Origin of the sequence: Nostoc sp. 'Peltigera membranacea cyanobiont' 210A (genome assembly GCF_002246015.1) — a bacterium.
In the GTDB taxonomy this organism is placed as follows: domain Bacteria; phylum Cyanobacteriota; class Cyanobacteriia; order Cyanobacteriales; family Nostocaceae; genus Nostoc.
Genome location: NZ_NOLJ01000001.1, coordinates 35,988 through 54,464, shown reverse-complemented (window position 1 = coordinate 54,464; position 18,477 = coordinate 35,988). Strand labels below are relative to the sequence as shown.

At 41.7% G+C, this 18,477-nt stretch carries 21 protein-coding genes and 1 pseudogene; 18 read left to right on the top strand and 4 right to left on the bottom strand.

Features of this window, described 5'->3' with window-relative positions:
* The first annotated feature begins 4 nt into the window (after positions 1-4).
* From CDG76_RS00280 to kdpA, 4 genes are all read left to right on the top strand, one after another.
* Entirely contained in the window at positions 5-553 is a 549-nt protein-coding gene (locus tag CDG76_RS00280; protein ID WP_094347133.1) for an NUDIX hydrolase, read from the top strand.
* 7 nt (positions 554-560) lie between these two features.
* The gene (locus CDG76_RS00275) at positions 561-1,427 is read left to right on the top strand and encodes an ADP-ribosylglycohydrolase family protein (RefSeq protein ID WP_094347132.1); all 867 of its coding nucleotides are present in this window, start codon (positions 561-563) and stop codon (positions 1,425-1,427) included.
* Positions 1,428-1,563: 136 nt separating this feature from the next.
* Complete coding sequence (locus CDG76_RS00270) at positions 1,564-2,115, top strand: hypothetical protein (protein ID WP_094347131.1); 552 nt, start codon at positions 1,564-1,566, stop codon at positions 2,113-2,115.
* A gap of 637 nt (positions 2,116-2,752) precedes the next feature.
* Positions 2,753-4,498 carry a potassium-transporting ATPase subunit KdpA gene (kdpA, locus tag CDG76_RS00265; RefSeq protein ID WP_094347130.1) on the top strand — a complete coding sequence of 582 codons (1,746 nt, stop codon included), beginning with the start codon at positions 2,753-2,755 and terminating at the stop codon, positions 4,496-4,498.
* 113 nt (positions 4,499-4,611) lie between these two features.
* Here the strand turns inward: kdpA and CDG76_RS35670 are convergent, their stop codons facing one another.
* Positions 4,612-4,893, bottom strand: a complete 282-nt coding sequence (locus CDG76_RS35670) for a hypothetical protein (protein ID WP_442946364.1) — start codon at positions 4,891-4,893, stop codon at positions 4,612-4,614.
* Between the two features lie 134 nt (positions 4,894-5,027).
* Between CDG76_RS35670 and kdpB the strand changes: the two genes are divergently transcribed.
* The 7 genes and pseudogenes from kdpB to CDG76_RS00230 all read left to right on the top strand — a co-directional run.
* Positions 5,028-7,169 (top strand): potassium-transporting ATPase subunit KdpB, encoded by a 2,142-nt coding sequence (kdpB, locus tag CDG76_RS00260; protein ID WP_094347129.1) that lies wholly within the window; start codon positions 5,028-5,030, stop codon positions 7,167-7,169.
* 6 nt (positions 7,170-7,175) lie between these two features.
* Complete coding sequence (locus CDG76_RS00255; protein WP_094347128.1) at positions 7,176-7,445, top strand: potassium-transporting ATPase subunit F; 270 nt, start codon at positions 7,176-7,178, stop codon at positions 7,443-7,445.
* On the top strand, positions 7,445-8,083 hold the full coding sequence (kdpC, locus tag CDG76_RS00250; RefSeq protein ID WP_094347127.1) for a K(+)-transporting ATPase subunit C: 639 nt from the start codon (positions 7,445-7,447) through the stop codon (positions 8,081-8,083). The genes CDG76_RS00255 and kdpC overlap by 1 nt, the downstream gene beginning before the upstream one ends.
* Before the next feature lie 116 nt (positions 8,084-8,199).
* Complete coding sequence (locus CDG76_RS38040; RefSeq protein ID WP_223265085.1) at positions 8,200-8,745, top strand: TrkA C-terminal domain-containing protein; 546 nt, start codon at positions 8,200-8,202, stop codon at positions 8,743-8,745.
* A gap of 136 nt (positions 8,746-8,881) precedes the next feature.
* The gene (locus CDG76_RS00240; protein WP_094347126.1) at positions 8,882-9,280 is read left to right on the top strand and encodes a hypothetical protein; all 399 of its coding nucleotides are present in this window, start codon (positions 8,882-8,884) and stop codon (positions 9,278-9,280) included.
* A 123-nt stretch (positions 9,281-9,403) separates the two neighbouring features.
* On the top strand, positions 9,404-10,864 hold the full coding sequence (locus CDG76_RS00235; RefSeq protein WP_094347125.1) for a hypothetical protein: 1,461 nt from the start codon (positions 9,404-9,406) through the stop codon (positions 10,862-10,864).
* Positions 10,865-11,070: 206 nt separating this feature from the next.
* Positions 11,071-11,300, top strand: a pseudogene (locus CDG76_RS00230) (transposase); the annotation flags it as partial.
* A gap of 311 nt (positions 11,301-11,611) precedes the next feature.
* Here CDG76_RS00230 and CDG76_RS00225 read toward each other — a convergent pair.
* Positions 11,612-11,899, bottom strand: a complete 288-nt coding sequence (locus CDG76_RS00225; protein WP_094347124.1) for a hypothetical protein — start codon at positions 11,897-11,899, stop codon at positions 11,612-11,614.
* A 277-nt stretch (positions 11,900-12,176) separates the two neighbouring features.
* On the opposite strand from CDG76_RS00225, the gene rpaB reads away from it, so the two are divergent.
* Positions 12,177-12,950, top strand: a complete 774-nt coding sequence (gene rpaB, locus CDG76_RS00220) for a response regulator transcription factor RpaB (protein ID WP_094347123.1) — start codon at positions 12,177-12,179, stop codon at positions 12,948-12,950.
* A 9-nt stretch (positions 12,951-12,959) separates the two neighbouring features.
* Positions 12,960-13,640: an SDR family oxidoreductase gene (locus CDG76_RS00215; protein WP_094347122.1), complete on the top strand. Its 681-nt coding sequence runs from the start codon at positions 12,960-12,962 to the stop codon at positions 13,638-13,640.
* A 10-nt stretch (positions 13,641-13,650) separates the two neighbouring features.
* On the opposite strand, the gene CDG76_RS38035 is transcribed toward CDG76_RS00215, so the two are convergent.
* Positions 13,651-13,842: a hypothetical protein gene (locus CDG76_RS38035; RefSeq protein WP_223265084.1), complete on the bottom strand. Its 192-nt coding sequence runs from the start codon at positions 13,840-13,842 to the stop codon at positions 13,651-13,653.
* Positions 13,843-14,243: 401 nt separating this feature from the next.
* Here CDG76_RS38035 and CDG76_RS36910 point away from each other — a divergent pair, with 401 nt between their 5' ends.
* From CDG76_RS36910 to CDG76_RS00190, 5 genes are all read left to right on the top strand, one after another.
* The gene (locus CDG76_RS36910; RefSeq protein ID WP_180277612.1) at positions 14,244-14,411 is read left to right on the top strand and encodes a hypothetical protein; all 168 of its coding nucleotides are present in this window, start codon (positions 14,244-14,246) and stop codon (positions 14,409-14,411) included.
* Between the two features lie 412 nt (positions 14,412-14,823).
* The gene (locus CDG76_RS00205; protein ID WP_094347121.1) at positions 14,824-15,573 is read left to right on the top strand and encodes an SDR family NAD(P)-dependent oxidoreductase; all 750 of its coding nucleotides are present in this window, start codon (positions 14,824-14,826) and stop codon (positions 15,571-15,573) included.
* A gap of 544 nt (positions 15,574-16,117) precedes the next feature.
* Entirely contained in the window at positions 16,118-16,684 is a 567-nt protein-coding gene (locus CDG76_RS00200; protein ID WP_223265083.1) for a cation:proton antiporter domain-containing protein, read from the top strand.
* A complete protein-coding gene (locus tag CDG76_RS00195) occupies positions 16,659-17,270 on the top strand; it encodes a GMC family oxidoreductase (protein ID WP_223265082.1) in 612 nt (203 codons plus the stop codon). Before CDG76_RS00200 ends, CDG76_RS00195 begins: the two co-directional genes overlap by 26 nt.
* Before the next feature lie 148 nt (positions 17,271-17,418).
* Positions 17,419-17,580, top strand: a complete 162-nt coding sequence (locus CDG76_RS00190; protein WP_094347119.1) for a GMC oxidoreductase — start codon at positions 17,419-17,421, stop codon at positions 17,578-17,580.
* 101 nt (positions 17,581-17,681) lie between these two features.
* On the opposite strand, the gene CDG76_RS00185 is transcribed toward CDG76_RS00190, so the two are convergent.
* Entirely contained in the window at positions 17,682-18,446 is a 765-nt protein-coding gene (locus tag CDG76_RS00185) for a gamma-glutamyl-gamma-aminobutyrate hydrolase family protein (protein WP_094347118.1), read from the bottom strand.
* Positions 18,447-18,477 lie beyond the last annotated feature (31 nt).

Genomic DNA, 18,477 nt, shown 5'->3' with positions numbered 1-18,477 from the left:
TACTATGCCATTAGGTAGAGAATTACCACAACTGCTGAGACAACGCCTGTTTTATAAAGGACGCAAGTTTGATTTTGAAGTTAATCGCTTGCGTTTGCCGAATAAATCGGAAGGAGAATGGGAATGTATTCGTCACCCTGGCGGTGCGTTAGCTGTGCCAGTGACAGCGGAAGGTAAACTTATACTGGTGCGCCAGTATCGTTTTGCAATTCAGGGACGGATATTAGAATTTCCGGCGGGGACATTGGAAGTAAATGAACAGCCTTTAGAAACAATACAGCGTGAAATTGCCGAAGAAACTGGTTATAGTGCCCAAAAATGGGACAAATTAGGCGAATTTTTCCTAGCTCCTGGCTATTCTGATGAAATTATCTATGCTTTTCTGGCGCGAGATTTAGAAAAGCTGGAGACACCACCACCACAAGATGGAGACGAGGATATCGAAACTGTGTTTATGACTCCTGAAGAATTAGAAAAAGCTATTCTGGAGGGAGAGCCGGTAGATGCTAAATCAGTTTCTAGCTTTTTTCTGGCGCGTCCGTTTTTAGTTTAATACCCTTATGCTGCTAGAGTTAGCGATGCCTTCGGCGGGCTACGCCTACGCAGATGCCTACGGTGCAGGCTTTGAATATGCAGACGAAATGATCGCTAACAACGATTTGAGTCGATACGTCGAACATCCGCGGTTTCGACTCATTCCTGGCAGCTATACCGACGACACCCAGATGAGCATTGCTATTACTGAAGTAATTGTTGCTCAATCAACATGGACACCAGAAGTTTTAGCCGATAGTTTTGTTAGAGCCTTCAAACGCGATGAGAGGGAAGGTTATTCTCGAAACTTCTACCATTTTCTGCTAGAAATTCAGAATGGGGAAGAGTTTTTAACCAAAATTAACCCTGATAGTGACAAAAGTGGGGCAGCAATGCGTGCAGCACCCATTGGCATCTACTCGACACCAGAAAAAGTCATTGAGGCAGCAACAATTCAAGCGGCAATTACCCACAATACACCCGATGGGATCAATGCTGCCGTTGCGGCTGCCTTAATGTCACATTATTTTATCTATCGACTGGGAGCAAAACGCAAATTAGGACGGTTTCTGGAAGGTTATGTATCTGGAGAGTGGAATAAACCGTGGGAAGGGAAAGTCAAGTCTAAAGGCTGGATGAGTGTTAGAGCAGCGATTACTGCGGTGATGCGAAATGACAGCATGAGCGAGCTTTTACAAGATTGTATCGCTTTTACTGGGGATGTAGATACAGTAGCTGCAATTGCCTTGGCTGCTGGTTCTTGTAGTGAGGAAATTAGACAAGACATTCCCAATCATCTTGTTACAGGCTTAGAGAATGGAGCTTACGGTAGAGATTACCTCATCGAACTAGATAAGCAGTTAATGAGTTTGGTGGGTAAAAAGATCGGCTAAATCTAATACATCAGAGTAGCACTAGGTAATCTTAATTTTCTAATTTTGGAGCGAGTTGAGTTCAGATGCTCAAAAGGCTAGATTTTAGTGTTTAATTTTAAGTTAGATAATCGAAAGCATATTTCAAGCCAAATTGATGAATCATACTCTAGCTTCTACTTTAGGAGAACTACAAACAAAAATATATTGGCTACATGATGCTGAAAAATTTGCTGAATTGGCAGAAGCAGCAACTGAAATATATATTAAACTTGGATACGATCAACAAAAAGCAGAAAATGTTGGTTATTTAATTAGTGAAGCCTATCAGTTATCTGATGATGCTGATTTATCATACAAGGCTGGAGAAATTGAAAAAGAAATAACATTTTATAATCAAGTCAAAGATAAATTTATAGAGATTGAGGCTATATTAGGTCTCCAAAAAAATATAGCGGAACATCAAACAAAATGGTGGATACATTTTCGCCATAGACAAAAACTTCAAGTTATATATCACCTATTTTTGCAACATTTAAAACCTTTGGGTTTAACTTATTTATTTATAGCTCTACAACTAACATATTATATGTTAAAGATAGGCAAAGGTCATAATTTGCGCGATATAGAAATAACTCAAAAAAATGCTACAAAATATTGGATACAATTATTGAAATGTAATATTACCAAATATCCATATTTAGGTTAATTTTGTGTTTTGTAAAATATTTCAAAGAAGCAACGCGTAGCATCTCGTAGAGAAAGTGATTTGATAAATTAAGCTTTTTGACGAATTGCGCGTAAATCGTGGTTTTGTTTGTATCGTTGCAGTTGATAACCACCTTTTTAAGGTTCTTATATCATGTCCGCTTGGTTACTTATTAAACCTCAAGAACCCCACCCCCAGCCCCTCCCCGCAAGCGGGGAGGGGCTGGGGGTGGGGTGCAATGATTGTGGAAATCATAACTAATTACCCGGACATGATATTACTCATTCCCTACGTAGTCAATCAAGCTGAAAATTACTGTAATCCTCAAAGACTCAGCTAGTTTTAGTGTCAAATAGCTATTTATTTAGTATTTAGCCGTCCTTCTATATTTGCAGATATATATCGAGATAAACACTCTTATACATATAAACATATATTTCTTATATAGCCTAGTTTAAATATCAATTTATACCTTGTGTTCTTTCAAAAAAAGCTCCATGATTGATTGAGAAAGCCCATAATTATAGGTTGGTTAGTTAATAAGTATGCCAATATACTTCATAAATATTTCCGATTTCTCACAAGAAAATATCTGATATTTATCTCAATTTTACTTAGGTTGGAGTTTGATTAACTCATGCTAGAAGGATGGATTCAAATTATATTAACGCTACTAATTGTAGTAGCAATTACTCCTGTTTTTGGGCGCTATATGGCGCGGGTCTACCTAGAGCAAAGTACTTTTCTCGATCCAATTTTGAATCCGGTTGAGCGAGTGCTTTATGCTTTGGTTGGCGTTAAAACCAAAGAAAATATGACTGGCTGGCAGTATGGGCGGGCAATCCTATACAGTAACGTCGCAATGGGGTTACTGATTTTCTTCATCATCATTAATCAAGGATGGTTGCCATTAAATCCAACCAAGATAAATGCCCCAACTTGGGATACAGTGCTGCATACGACTATTTCTTTTATTACTAACACCAACCAGCAGCACTATTCTGGTGAAACCTACATGAGCTATGGCAGCCAAATGTGGGGACTTGGTTATCATATGTTTACCTCTGCTGCCACTGGTTTAGCGGTAGGGATTGCCTTTATTCGAGGATTGACTGGTAGATCGTTAGGCAACTTTTATGTAGATTTAATTCGCTCGATTACGCGAATTTTGCTGCCTATTTGTCTTGTCGGTGGCATTGTCTTAATAGCAGCTGGCGTTCCCGAAACACTGGGGGGTGCGGTTGTATTCCCCACCTTGGAAGATGCGAATATCAGTCAGGCGATCGCTCGTGGCCCTGTTGCTCATTTTGAAATTATCAAGCAATTAGGGGAAAACGGCGGCGGCTTTTTCGCCATCAACTCAGCACACCCCTTTGAAAATCCCAACGGATTTTCTAACTTGATTCAGATTGTTGCCATGCTTGCGATTCCTACATCCCTAATCTACACTTATGGGTTGTTTGCGAATAACACTAAGCAAGCTTGGTTAGTCTACGGTATGGTAGGCGTTCTCTATTTAGTATTTATCATCGTCACTGCCATTGGTGAATACAACGGTAATCCGGCTGTGAATGCACTGCTGGGTAGTCAGCAACCAAATTTAGAGGGTAAAGAAGTCCGGTTTGGTTGGGCACAATCTGCACTATTTGCAACGAGTACAACTGGTACTATGTGCGGTGCAGTCAACAGTTTACACGATTCGTTTATGCCCAACGGCGGTTTTATTACCCTTTCCAATATGTTCCTGCAAATTATTTGGGGTGGACAGGGTACGGGAACCGCTTATCTATTTGCTTATCTGATTCTGGCTGTGTTCGCCACAGGGTTGATGGTGGGACGGACACCAGAATTTTTGGGACGCAAGATTGAGAAACGTGAAGTCGTGCTTGCTAGTTTCTTGCTTTTGCTGGTTCACCCGATCGCAATTATGATTCCCGCAGGTATCGCCCTAGCGTTTCCCGATCAACTAGCAGGAATTAGTAATCCCGGTTTCCACGGCTTTGCTCAAGTTATCTATGAATATGCGTCCGCTGCTGCTAACAACGGTTCTGGCTTTGAAGGTTTAGGAGATTCACAACCTTCACCTTTTGCAATATCTACAGGTACAGCACCAACTTTAACCGCTTTGTGGTGGAACTTGAGTACCTGCTTCAGTTTACTGGCTGGACGCTATGTTCCAATCATCGGTTTGCTGTTTTTAGCAGATAGTATGTCGCGCAAGCAAGCTGTTCCTTATACGACTGGTACATTGCGAACTGATACCGGACTATTTATAGGCGTTACCGCAGGCGTGATTTTAATCCTGGGCGCACTTACATTTTTCCCAGTCTTAGCATTGGGACCCATTGGTGAAGCTTTCTTTATCGCTAAAGGTATCGGCTAGGGATTGGGGATGAGAGGCATTGGTGTCAACTTAAGCTAAAACGCTTATTCCACTGGCGTTTTACCCCCCTTAATCCCCCCTTATAAAGGGGGGAAATAGGAAATCTAGTTCCCTCACCTTTCCAAGGGGAGGGTTAGGGTGGGGTAACGCAGATCGTGATGGGAAGCCAGAGAACTGATATCACGTTTTGACAAGGGGACAGGGGGAATTAGAGACTGATTCATCACTTCAGAACTCGATTCATCATCCTCGGAACACCATTCATCGACCTCGGAACTCAATTTATCGACCTCGGAACTCAATTTATCGACCTCGGAACTCAATTTATCGACCTCGGAACTCAATTTATCGACCTCGGAACACGATTCATCGACCTCGGAACTCGATTCATCCACCTCGGAACTCGATTCATCGACCTCGGAACTCGATTCATCGACCTCGGAACTCGATTCATCGACCTCGGAACTCGATTCATCCACCTCGGAACTCGATTCATCGACCTCAAAGACTCATGCTCAAAATTTAATGTATGCCAATTACTACTGATTCTCCCTCCTCCCGTATTCCATCTGGAACTCGTGACTCGCGCAAACACACCCCCAAAACAGATATGCGGGGACTTTACCAAAGAGCAATTCGTGAGTCATTTATTAAGCTCGATCCGCGAATTACTGTCAGAAACCCAGTGATGTTTGTTGTTTGGGTAGGAACAATTGTCACCTTGCTTGTTACCCTAAACCCAAATCTGTTTGGCACAGTCCAGGCAGATATTAACCAACAACGCGTATTAAACGGGTTGATTACCTTTATTCTCTTTTTCACCCTCGTTTTTGCCAACTTTGCCGAAGCCGTAGCCGAAGGGCGCGGCAAAGCACAAGCTGATTCACTGCGATCGACGCGATCGGATACTGTTGCCAACAAAATCCTCCCTGATGGTTCCATAGTAAAAGTCAATTCTACGGAACTGCGACGGGGCGATTTGGTAAAAGTCAGTGCCAATAATATGATTCCCGCCGATGGGGATGTTATTAAAGGCATTGGCTCAGTGGATGAGTCGGCAATTACTGGGGAATCTGCCCCTGTACTGAAGCAACCAGGTACAGATATTGCCAGTTCGGTGACAGGCGGTACACGCTTACTCTCAGATGAGTTGACAATTCGCATTAGTGCTGATCCTGGTCAAGGCTTTATCGATCGCATGATTTCCCTGGTAGAAGGAGCAGAACGCAGCAAAACTCCCAATGAGATTGCTTTGACGGTATTGTTGGCTGTGTTAACGCAAGTATTTTTGATTGTGGTGGCAACTATGCCTCCCTTCGTCGGCTACATCGCCAGCTTTATCAGCACAGCTTTTGGAGTTGAGGCGGGAAACAGTTTGCGGGCGGGTGCTAGCGTTGCTATTCTTATCTCGCTCTTGGTAGCATTAATTCCCACAACTATCGGTGGTTTACTCAGTGCGATCGGTATTGCAGGGATGGATAGAGTTGCCCAGTTTAACGTGATTGCGACCTCTGGTCGAGCAGTAGAAGCTTGCGGCGACATCAACACCTTGGTGCTGGATAAGACAGGCACGATCACCTTGGGGAATCGGATGGCTGATGAGTTTATTCCCCTGGATAACCACTCAATAATAGATGTGGCACGAGTCTCCCTAGCTGCTAGCTTGTTTGACGAAACGCCAGAAGGCAAATCGATTGTGATTTTAGCAGAAAAGTCCCAGGCTGGGGTAGACTTTAACATTGATAAAGCCGAAGGTGTAGAATTTTCCGCCAAAACCCGGATGAGTGGCACGAATTTATCCGATGGTAAACAAATTCGTAAAGGTGCAGTGGATGCCATTAAGGGATTTGTCCGTTCCCGTGGCGGCAATATTCCTGATGATATAGATGCAGCTTATGAGCGAGTTTCCCGGTTGGGCGGTACGCCCTTAGCTGTTTGCCAAGATGACAAAATTTATGGTGTTATCTATCTCAAAGATATTGTCAAACCCGGTTTGCGAGAGCGATTTGACCAACTCCGGCGCATGGGTGTTCGCACCATCATGCTTACAGGTGACAACCGGATTACCGCTTCGGTAATTGCCGAAGAAGCTGGGGTGGATGATTTCATTGCTGAAGCGACTCCAGAAGACAAAATTGAGGTGATTCGCTCGGAACAATCTCAAGGTAAACTAGTGGCAATGACCGGGGATGGTACGAACGATGCACCTGCTCTCGCTCAAGCAAATGTGGGTGTGGCAATGAATTCGGGGACGCAAGCTGCCAAAGAAGCTGCTAACATGGTGGACTTAGACTCAGATCCCACGAAGCTAATTGACTTAGTAACCATCGGTAAACAGTTGCTAATTACTCGTGGAGCGTTAACAACATTCTCCATCGCTAACGATATTGCCAAGTATTTTGCGATCATTCCCACAATCTTTGCTGCTGCTGGAATCGGCGCACTTAATATTATGGGATTAAAAAGTGCCCAATCTGCGATCGTCTCGGCGCTGATTTACAACGCCTTAATTATTCCGGCACTAATTCCGCTAGCACTCAAAGGTGTGAAGTTCTTACCTTTAACAGCAGATCAACTCCTACGTCGTAACATCTTCATCTTTGGTCTTGGCGGCATCGTTGCTCCATTCATTGCCATCAAACTGATAGATATTATCCTACCTTTGTCTTAATTTACTATGAAACCCGTTCATATCCGACGCACTATTGCTGCATCCCAAGTATTAGAAGAAATAACTGAAATCTGGTGTCAATGGCGTAGGCAAAAGCTGCCACTGTATTTATTTCTGGCGATGTGTTTCAACCTAGTGGTTGCACCTCTAGTTTATGCAGCTACTGGTGAAGAACTTTCCCGCAGTCAATCTTGGGGATTGGGGCTGTTAGGACTAACGACGCTGGGGCTTTCCATCTATTTATTTTTTGTAATGTTTGTACCGGAGAAATTCTAATGAGTTTTGCACGCGAAGCTAGTAGAGCTGTTCGTTCTACCTTGGTACTCTGGGTTATTGGAGCGATTATTTATCCTTTTGCGATGATTGCCATTGGGCAAATAGTGTTTCCATTTCAAGCAAATGGCAGTCTACTGAAAAATAGCGCCGGTCAAGTTGTGGGTTCTGCTTTGATTGGTCAACCTTTTACTAGCGATCGCTATTTTAACAGCCGTCCCAGCACTACGAGTTACAGCACAGCCGATCCCAAAAAGGATGATGCGGGAGTTTTGAAAACCGGTGTTTCTGGCGCTAGTAACTTGGCTCCCAGTAATCCCGCATTAATGGAACGCATTAAGGGTAAAGATGACCCAGACCCCAGCAAAAAAGTTGAGGGTGACTTTAATCGTCTGAAAAAAGCAGGTGTGCAGCCGACTGGCGATTTAGTCTACACCTCTGGTTCTAGCCTTGACCCCCACATTACCCCAGAAGCTGCGATCGCACAAATTGCACGAGTAGCAAAGGCGCGAGGAGTTCAACCGAATCAACTCGAAACTTTGATTTCCCAAAATACCGATGGTCGCTTTCTCGGCATTTTTGGCGAACCTGGAGTTAATGTGTTAAAGCTGAATTTAGCTCTGGATAAAATTAAGGCATAAGGGCTTGGGAAATAGTGAATATGCCTCCTCTTCGGAATAGTTATCTATAGTAATCTTTAATGATTACTTAGAATTGAAAACCTTAGATTCTCGATTTATTTAATAAATCGAGAATCTTGTTTTTAGTAGGGATAAATAAAATCTATACCTCTAAATATATACCTGTTTATCTAATTAATAAATACATATTTTATTTAATTAATACATCCTATATATCTTCAGAATATATCCTAAAAAAAGCATATTTTTTATGCAAAGTATTGCACAATATTATTAGAGTTAAAAACATTTTGTTTGTGTTGAAAAACAAAAAAGCTTTAGAGCCAAGCCTGGTTGGTGTTTTTATCGAAGACAATAGCATTTACTGTGGCATTCATTTAAGTGATATTAAGTTACCGGATAAATGCGTTTTTCTAGGGGTTTTAAGAGAAACTCAAGTCATTTCAGCAACAGATAATCCTAGTATTTTTGCCGGAGATTACATTTTGGCAATAGCAACCCATCCTATGATGATTCCCGCTCTCAAAGTTACTCTTAAAAAAATCCATTCTGTTTACTATTCCCTCAACAGTTGCTTATTAGAAGCTCGACCAGCAGACAGTCAATCTGTTGATTCAGATTACTCAGACCTATCAAGTACTTTCAATTCCACATATTATTAGAAAGATGAACATTTACCGAAGAAAAGCAGAGGTAAATTCGAGCTTGCGGCAGTAGAAAGAAAATATGTTTTTACCTCCTACCTCCTGCCTCCCTAACTTTACTGAATCTGAGTTCGACTAACTAAAGGTTTTTAATATGCATACTTCGGAGTTTTTCCGACTTTATGTATCCGCCCAAAAAAGTGTTCATCAGTCTACTCTGATTGAAGCTAACCTGGCAAAGGCAACACATAATGACACCAAACCACATGACGGAGACATTTCCTTTTTAGCAGTGTTTTTAGCTCACATTTCCTTCATGTTTGTTTGGGCAATTGTTGTTTTTCTCGTTTCATCTGTCTGCAAGGCACTAGAAGATCCCCCAGAAAATGCGGCACAAGATAAAGACGAAATAGTAAGCATCAAACATTTAGAGCAACATACCTGTAAAAAATGCCAATTTTTTAACAATAATTATTTCCTAAAGTGTGCAGTACATCCGACTACTGCTCTCACAAAAGAAGCACTCAATTGTTCTGACTACAGCCCGAAATAGGTGAGTTTCTCACTATATATAATTCTAATGTAGCTGTAATCAGAGTAATGCCGTGTTAACCTGAGAACCTTTAAACAAAGTTTGAAGCTTGGAAACTTCATTTGATAAACCTGAACAAATTTTATGAAACACAAAGAAACGGTATTTGTTATTCCGACTCATCGACTGAGAGATGTAGCACAGACCATCGAAAAGTATGATGAGAATTTCTGGGCAAATGGTCATGCTTTAAAAATTATCGTTTTTGACGATTCTAGCATTGCCAACCACGAAAAATATTATCCACTTTTAGAGCAGACTAAGACAGTCAATGACGTGTTTTATGTTGGGCCACAACAGAAAGAGCAATTTATTACATTTTTAAACGAAAGACTGCGCGATCGCAAGCTAGAATCACTAGTTAAAAACTTATTTCGACCTAGTTATGGAGGAAATCGCAACTTCACACTGATGTATACCCTTGGACATTTAATGGTTAGTGCAGATGACGATATGCGCCCAGATGCCTTAATTGAAACTAGCCCAGAATCTTTATCAGGTGATGAAATATGTCGAGGAAAATTAATCAAGTCTAGCCAACAAGGTGGCTACGTCCATAAATCTTTTGACTTACTCACAGCTTTTGGTGATGTTCTAGGTCAAAAAGCCAGTCATGTACCAGAAAACTTCGAGGCTGGAGAATTAGTTCTTGATACAGCAATGGATTTAGAAACCAATACAACTAAAGGTTACTTTCGAGAGAATAGCCTTTTATTACAACAGGGGAGAGTATTGAATAATGCGATCGTCAAGATTGCCCAAACTTTCCGCACAGGAACTAATGATATCGATACACTTGATTTTATTCACATGTATCTCAATGATGAAAACCAAATTAGTCCCAATGACCTGAATGATTTTTATATTCTTACTAATTTTCGACCCGTTATTACTAACAAAAATTGGAGAATGGATTGTGGAGTCGCTGGATATGATAATCAGCTAGGTTTACCACCCTTTTTTCCCACTCGACTCAGATTTGAAGATTATATCTATAGAATTTGGATACAGCAAGAAGGGATTGTGGCTGCACACGTTGATGCTGTCCAAAACCATATTAGAAATAACTATATGCGTAATCCTTTAGCTAGCGAACTATTTAATGAAGAAATATGTAGCTTGCTGAAAAAGAAGATTAAAAGCAGTGTTTATCATCTTGATGATTTGGGAATCAAGTTTGATTACTCTGGCGAAGTCACTTTACAAGACTCTGAGAAAATCCTGGAAAAAATCGCTGCTATCCACAGACAAGTAATCAAAGCCTCAATATCTGCCCAAAATGAAGAACGTAAACTGTCTCTTCAATTATTTGCTGAGAATTTATCGAGAGTATTTTATGGATTTGAACCAGACTTTTTTCAGCAAAACGTTTCCAGAATTATCGATGATGTCATTACCCAATTTCACGGTTCTCTAGAAATATGGCCAACTCTAGTGGAAATCTGTTACTTTTACAAAGACAAAAAAGACCTACCACAAATCAGGGTTAAAAACAAGAAGGTAAAGTCTAGAAATGGCACAAAATCGAGCGACATTCTTGTATAAATGCGACCTTTAGCAAACAAGCTATCATTCATCCGGGAAAACGTTCTGAAACTCTTTCTTTTTGAAGATGCGCCTATAGCAAGCCAAATTACAACATCTAGGGGCAATTCATGAATTGCCTCTAGATGAATAAAGCACAGCTTTACATAGAATTGTTATGATCTAGGTGCTATTCTAGATGCAAAAACCTTCTATGTGCTAGCTAATTTGCATCGATTGCTTACATTTTAATGAATGCCCTGCGAGAGCAATGTTTAGCAAAAACGGAATTCCAAAATGCAACTGTTGAGACTATCCGCGCAAAACTATTGAAGTTAGGGGCAGTTATTACTATTAGTAAACGACGAGTTTTAATCGCAATTAGCAGTGCTTGCCCTTATAAGGAGATTTTTACAACGGTTACAAGTGTTTATCTCAACTACCTTGTCATGGCTAATAATGGTCTAATTTAATTAACAAATAATAACTGAATTATGGTTTTTAATAACTAATTTTTTGGGTTATTTTACTTGGTTTAACCCATCAATTGCCATGTCAATTTTTATCACTAAAAGTTTTTTGCTTCAGTATTAAGCACCTATAATGTATTTTATCTGTCTTCAGATACTTCGGCTTTTACTTTAAAATACTCAGGCTCTGAAGGTATTTTGATAATGTATTAATTAAACCATCTTAAATTTGGCTAACCTAAGCGTTTTTTTCTGACTTGTGAGAAATCCGGGATGAGCGCTCTGTAATCATGGGGGTCTACCCACAGAAATCATCCACCCGAATATCCCGCCAGACATCAGAAACCTGCCAGCCAGAGTTGCCAACAGATTGTACTGGAGGATTGTCAAGGAATGGAATATAGTCAGGAACTCTAGGCTCTGAAATTGCTACTGGTTTCTCCTCAACCACAGGGGCTGAAGAATTGACAGTATTAGCTTGAAGAAGTTGGTCTTCTGCTTCTTCGATTAACTTCATCTGTCTCAGGGTAAGCTTGTCGGATTTTTTGATGATTTTCAAAGTATGTATCTCATTAGAAGTATTCATTGGCTGTTCCCTCGAAGGCATTGGCTCAAAATTTGGATGGCAGTAAAATTGGGAGAAGTTAGGTGTTAATGATTGCACGGAATTAACAAGGTACACCAAATCTATGGAAAATACGAGTCCCTTGCTGAAGAATTTATTAATTGTGTACAAATTTGTTTTTCGTGCAGATGCCTTGGCACAATAGGAAGACAGATGCAAGTATTAAGCGATCGCTTCTTGATCGTGACTGTACGTCAATACTGTTTTGCGGTTTTGACTCCTAATGAGCAGATAATAGATGGTTGAGAGTTCTCGCTGTGGAGGAACAGCGTTGAGAAACTTATCAGGTGATAAAGGCACAATCTTAGTAGTAGATGACGAAGCTAGCATTCGCCGAATTTTACAGACGCGTCTAGAAATGATTGGCTACAGCGTAGTGACAGCTAGTGATGGTGAAGAAGCTTTGTCAGCTTTTCGTCGAGAAATTCCTGATTTGATAGTTTTGGATGTGATGATGCCAAAACTAGATGGTTATGGTGTCTGTCAAGAATTACGGAAACAATCAGACGTACCAATCATCATGCTCACAGCTTTAGGAGATGTAGCAGACCGAATCACTGGGCTGGAGCTAGGTGCTGATGACTACATGACGAAACCTTTCTCACCCAAAGAACTGGAAGCTCGAATTGCCTGCGTACTAAAACGGCGCTCCCACAAAAGTAGTATCAATACTATTCCTAATTCTGGGATAATTCATGTGGGCAATCTTAAAATCGATATAAATAAACAGCAAGTCCACAAAAATGAGCAACGCATTCGGTTGACAGGTGTGGAGTTTAGCTTATTAGAGTTGTTAGTGAATCATTCAGGAAAGATTTTTTCACGGTTAGAAATATTACAGCAATTGTGGGGTTTTGTACCAGAGATGAATACAGACACCCGTGTGGTAGATGTGCATATTTCACGATTGCGGACAAAGGTAGAATCCGACCCCAACGACCCAGAATTTATTTTGACAGCAAGAGGTAGCGGTTATTTTTTCCCACGAATTATTGATTCAGAACAGGAATAACAGAAAAATATGAGTAAGCTCATCTTAATTACAGGCATAAGTAAAGGTTTAGGTTATGCGATGACCGAGGGTTTTATTCAACAAGGGCATACTGTTATTGGTTGCGCCCGTTCATCAGATAGGATCGATAAAATACGCCAAAAGTTTAGTGCGCCCAATGATTTCACATCTGTAGACGTGGCAAATGCACAGCTTGTAGAAAAATGGGCCCAAGACGTACTTCAAAAATATGCACCGCCAGATATAGTGATAAATAATGCGGCAATTACTAATTACCCAGCACCTTTGTGGGAAATACCATCTGAAGAATTTTCGGATCTAATAGATATCAATATCAAAGGAGTAGCGAATATAATTCGCCATTTCGTACCAGCAATGGTGAAAAACAAACGGGGTATTATTGTTAACTTTAGTTCTGGCTGGGGACGTTCGACTTCAGCCCAAGTTGCACCATATTGTGCTTCCAAGTGGGCAATAGAAGGATTAACTCGTTCTTTGGCACAAGAATTGCCAAATGGTATGGCAGCTATACCCCTCAATCCAGGTATTATTCATACAGATATGCTTTCTATTAGCTTTGGAGAAGAAGCTGCTAATTATACACCCGTGTCCGATTGGGTATTGAAAGCTGTTCCATTTATTCTCAATTTAAAATCCAAAGATAACGGGATTCCCTTGACTATACATTAAAGAGTGAATCTCAATTGCGTAGGCGTAGCCCGTCGTAGACATCGTTGCCATTAGGAGCAGACAGTTGAATCATCTCAGTAAAACCTGAATACTTAACCGCATCGGTAGGGGGATAATCCGCCGACACTGCAATTAACCCAATTTTTATATCCTCGAAATAAATCACACCCCCAATACGTCCATCAAGAAAGGAAAGCTCCATGAAACAAATGATATGGAGCGATGTATATCAGCAAAAAGTCACTAATCTTTATTGCCCTGCCAAACATCTGCTGACAAGTTTTTTGGAGGACAGCATCTAGATATTCATTATGGGCAGGCTCACCCAGGTCAGTGAATTCCGGCCAATCCGCAAAATGATCCATATAAAATAGCCAGATATCGGACAAGTCTGCGTCATTCGTCAGTTTTTGCTTAAGTGACGTACATGGATTATGGTAAGCGCTATTCTAGATGGTCTATTATTAAGGCTGAAATAAGCAAAGATGAAAAAGATTCTAGACTGGAAAGCTTTCGGGCTAACCATTCAATCATAGAAATTCTTATAACTACTCTTCTTATTGAGCGACAGTTTATAATATTCTATAAAGATGATTAAGAAAAATGATTAAGCCTAAAAATTTGTATCGCGGACACTCAATGGAAAAAGTTGGTCACGGTAAAAGAGCGGTATTTCAAACAACTATCAACGAAAAAGAATGGTCTGCCGTGACTGAATTAATGGTAAAAACAGCAATTGATGCTTGGATTGATGAAGGAATAGAGCCTTAGTTATTGCCTACATAGCTGAATGGCACTAAGAAAAGCCGAAACACTTGTGGTTAAGCAGTTTGCAATTGCTTTCGTAATTCGTGCCGGGGTTTAGTCATCAAGGGGTAAATTTTTGGGCGACGCAAGTGATAGCAAATCCATCTTCTGATTCATATCGTTTACCCTTTTCTCATGCTAGCGTCAAACAAAACAGGAGAGTGTGATAACTCCCTTTCAGACAAGGCGACGACGCTTGATTCAAGGGAAAAGGGGCAACAGTCCAAAATTTTTTTTGAGTTGTAATAGCCAGGAGCAAGCAATTCAATACATAAAGGTGTTCGGCTGTTTAATATACGTCGGAGCGTCTAAAGCCCTCAAACCGTCAATTGGCTTTTACGTGAAAAACGAAAAAACAACAACGGAGAAACTAACAATGGCTGGTAAGTTGATTGACAAAGTGGCAATTGTAACAGGGGCATCGTCTGGTATTGGTGAGGCTACAGCATTAGCGCTGGCATCAGTTGGCGCTACGGTAGTAATTGCTGCCCGTCGGAGCGATCGCTTGCAAGCCCTAGAAGCCCGTATTACTGGCACTGGTGGGAAAGCCTTATCCATTACTGCTGATGTTTCAGATGAAGTGCAGGTAGAAGCATTGGTGAACCAAACTCATGCAAAATTTGGCAGAGTTGATATTCTCATCAATAATGCAGGGGTGATGCTGTTAGGTCTGATTGACGGTGCAGATACAGAAGACTGGCGACGCATGATCAATCTCAATGTATTGGGATTGATGTATGCTACTCACAAAGTTTTACCTTTGATGAAGGCACAAGGTGCTGGGCACATCGTGAACATTTCATCAGTTGCAGGTAGAGTTGCTAATGCTGGAAGCGGTGTCTACAACGCCAGCAAATGGGCAGTTGGCGCATTTAGTGAAGCACTTCGCAAAGAGGTCTATCAAAATAACATCCGCGTCACGATTATTGAACCAGGGTTAGTGGCAACAGAGCTACCGCAGCACATTACGGATTCCGCTGCAAAAGAGCAGGCAAAAAACTTTTATGGTTCGGTCAAAAATCTTCTGAGTGAAGATATTGCCAATGCGATCGTTTATGCCGTCACACAGCCTCCACACGTTAACGTCAACGAAATCTTAATCCGCCCGACTGAACAAGAACGGTAATTGACACACTCTTAAAACTCAATACTTCCCCCTATAAAGTCACATGAGGAAAATCGCTCACCAAAATTGGCTTGAACCGCAAAATTGGAGCTATTATTCTTCGGGACGCTAGTTACACAGACGCTGTGTTCCATTGAAAATCAAAGAAAGTTTTATCTTCTGTATCTGCCTCTACTGAAGACCCTTCATTCACTGATAGGTTGTTTAGTGAGAATCCTAACAAGAGACTTTTCGCACTCCTCAAAAGTATAAAGCGGCGGTCATGCCCTTTATGTTGCTTATTATGTCTAACTTGTCCACCAGAACAACTTAATTGATTAAAAATAACACAAGAATGCTTTAAATTTTAAATAGATTTACTGAGAATCCTCTGTCTGACAGGAATGGAACCTTTAGTAACAGCAGTGACAGTATCATCTGTTAGCGAGACTTAAACATTTTTGAGGTCAAAACAAGCGTCAAACCCTTGTAGGGAAAGGGAAATACACAAAATACCCAAAAAAGCCTGAAAATAGCTGTAGTCTAACACTTCAACATTCACTTGATGCAAGGCATTTTCATTCAATATATTTGCCTGATCTTGATCATTCTCGGACTGGTCATGATCGCCAATAAGCTGCGATTGGCTTACCCGATCGTGCTCGTATTGGGCGGACTCGCGCTGAGTTTCATTGCTCAGTTTTCAAATATCATCATTAACCCAGAGCTCGTTTTCCTTATGTTCCTTCCGCCCCTGCTTTATGAAGCTGCGTGGCAAGTATCGTGGAAAGAATTCAGGAAATGGCGAGGGCTAATCATCGGGTTTGCTTTTCCCATTGTCATCTTAACGTCGTGCGTGATCGCAGTTGTCTCAAGCGCGATCATTCCCGGTTTTACTTTAGCGCTGGGCTTTCTTTTGGGTGGCATTATCTCCCCGCCTGATGCCGTTTCCGCGACGACGATCATGCGGCAAGTCAACGTGCCGAAATCGCTAATCAGCATTATCGAAGGCGAAAGTCTACTTAACGATGCCTCGTCGCTGATCGTGTTTCGCTTTGCATTGGCGGCAGTCCTCACCGGACAGTTCCAATTTCATCAGGCAGCCGTTGGGACTGTATCAATTAACTATTAAAGACGGGAAGCGGCACAGTGCCGCCGCCGCATTTCTAGTGCCAATTCTCGATCGTCCTAATTTAACGGTTCAAACTGGTGCATTAGTGACTCGAATTTTGTTTAAGGGAACTTCCACAATTGGGGTAGAGTATCTGCACCAAGGAACGCTGCAACAAGTTTATGTCAATCAGGAAGTGATTCTGTCGGCGGGTGTATTCGATTCTCCCAAACTGCTGATGCTTTCTGGAATTGGGAATGCAGAGCATCTGCTCCCGCTCAACATTCCTGTAATTGCTGATTTACCCGGTGTAGGTGAGAACTTGCACGATCACCCATTGGTTGCTGTTGGCTACAAGTCTACCCAAGCGCTACCTGCGATCGCATCAACCAGTAATCTAGTAGAAGCTGGATTATTTCTGCATAGTGGCAAAAGCAAGGAGCTTGCACCTGACTTACAGTTTCTCTTCAGCCCGGTTCTATGGGGTAGTTCGGACTCTGCCCCTGATGTTTCAGGTTCCACATTCATTTGTTGTCTGATCAATCCTCAAAGTCGTGGCACTGTGACGTTGCAATCAGCAAACCCTACTGATATCATGTCCGCTTGATTACTTACTAAACCCCAAGAACCCCACCCCGCCAAAGCTATGCTTTGTCTCCCCTCCCCGCCGGCGGGGAGGGGCTGGGGGTGGGGTGCAATGACTGTGGGAATCACAACTAATTACCCGGACATGATATGACTCACCTACCATTCGAGTGAACTACCTCCAACAGGAGGCTGATTTACAAGTGCTGGTAGAAGGATTGCGCGTTGTCGATGCCTCCGTGATGCCAACCATTTTATCTGGAAATACGAACGCATCTACGATCATGATTGGCGAGAAGGCAGCCGATTTAATTAAAGCCAGTCGTACTTGACAAACTATGATGACCAATTATCAACAGAGGTAACAATAGAAACAGCAGATGTATCGCAGTCGCCAATACCAATATCGCCTTCAGTGCGACTATCTTCCGAATCAGCTTGCCTCCGTCATCTTGTTCAACCAGTTCCGGGGTTGTTTTGTATGTGCAGCCTGAATGAGAGCTTGAAAAAGTCTTTGATGATTGGGATCGAGAATTGAAAGCTCAGGATGCCATTGCACACCAATTGCCCAAGGATGGTGTTCATGCTCCACAGCTTCAATGACTCCATCATCCGAAGCATGAGCAACAACCCGCCAACCAGGTGGTACTTTATCTACCGCTTGATGATGCCAAGAAACTACAGATATGTGAGAATTCTGTAAACAGTCAGCTAAAAGGCTTTCTACATCTATCCTGACGAAATGTTCTGTAGGTAAACGTCGTCCAGGTTCAGGCTCTAGACGATGTAATGCAGATGTACCGTAAACATCTGGAATGTGAGGAATTAGAGTACCCCCACAGGCGACGATGAGAATTTGTAAACCCCGGCAAATACCCAATATCGGCAGATGACGTTCAAGAGCAAACTTGCCAAGCTGCAATTCAAAAGCATCACGTTCGCGATCGACAGAATAAATAGTAGGATGAGCAAAGCCTTTGTAGCAAGCAGGGTCAATATCTCCACCACCAGAGATGATTAAACCATCCAAAGAATCTAGAAGTATGGCAGGCTCAACTTCTCCCGGTGGTAATAATATGGGAATGCCACCTGCGGCACGGACTGCATCTATATATTCACTTGGCAGAGAAAATGGTAATGCTGCAAGGCGACCGTAAGTTGTAATCCCAATCAATGGTTTTCGAGATTTTCTACTCATCTTGATGCTATTTCACTATTTAATCCCCGTT

Bases quoted from the DNA above. Each gene is read 5' to 3' on its own strand.
- CDG76_RS00225 (WP_094347124.1), bottom strand. From the start codon at position 11,899: ATGAATACTTCTAATGAGATACATACTTTGAAAATCATCAAAAAATCC.
- CDG76_RS38035 (WP_223265084.1), bottom strand. From the start codon at position 13,842: ATGGAGCTTTCCTTTCTTGATGGACGTATTGGGGGTGTGATTTATTTC.
- CDG76_RS36910 (WP_180277612.1), top strand. From the start codon at position 14,244: ATGATTAAGCCTAAAAATTTGTATCGCGGACACTCAATGGAAAAAGTT.
- CDG76_RS00235 (WP_094347125.1), top strand. From the start codon at position 9,404: ATGAAACACAAAGAAACGGTATTTGTTATTCCGACTCATCGACTGAGA.
- CDG76_RS00270 (WP_094347131.1), top strand. From the start codon at position 1,564: ATGAATCATACTCTAGCTTCTACTTTAGGAGAACTACAAACAAAAATA.
- CDG76_RS00215 (WP_094347122.1), top strand. From the start codon at position 12,960: ATGAGTAAGCTCATCTTAATTACAGGCATAAGTAAAGGTTTAGGTTAT.
- CDG76_RS00185 (WP_094347118.1), bottom strand. From the start codon at position 18,446: ATGAGTAGAAAATCTCGAAAACCATTGATTGGGATTACAACTTACGGT.
- CDG76_RS00205 (WP_094347121.1), top strand. From the start codon at position 14,824: ATGGCTGGTAAGTTGATTGACAAAGTGGCAATTGTAACAGGGGCATCG.
- CDG76_RS00275 (WP_094347132.1), top strand. From the start codon at position 561: ATGCTGCTAGAGTTAGCGATGCCTTCGGCGGGCTACGCCTACGCAGAT.
- kdpB (WP_094347129.1), top strand. From the start codon at position 5,028: ATGCCAATTACTACTGATTCTCCCTCCTCCCGTATTCCATCTGGAACT.
- CDG76_RS00280 (WP_094347133.1), top strand. From the start codon at position 5: ATGCCATTAGGTAGAGAATTACCACAACTGCTGAGACAACGCCTGTTT.
- kdpC (WP_094347127.1), top strand. From the start codon at position 7,445: ATGAGTTTTGCACGCGAAGCTAGTAGAGCTGTTCGTTCTACCTTGGTA.
- CDG76_RS00255 (WP_094347128.1), top strand. From the start codon at position 7,176: ATGAAACCCGTTCATATCCGACGCACTATTGCTGCATCCCAAGTATTA.
- CDG76_RS00200 (WP_223265083.1), top strand. From the start codon at position 16,118: ATGCAAGGCATTTTCATTCAATATATTTGCCTGATCTTGATCATTCTC.
- rpaB (WP_094347123.1), top strand. From the start codon at position 12,177: ATGGTTGAGAGTTCTCGCTGTGGAGGAACAGCGTTGAGAAACTTATCA.
- CDG76_RS00240 (WP_094347126.1), top strand. From the start codon at position 8,882: ATGCATACTTCGGAGTTTTTCCGACTTTATGTATCCGCCCAAAAAAGT.
- kdpA (WP_094347130.1), top strand. From the start codon at position 2,753: ATGCTAGAAGGATGGATTCAAATTATATTAACGCTACTAATTGTAGTA.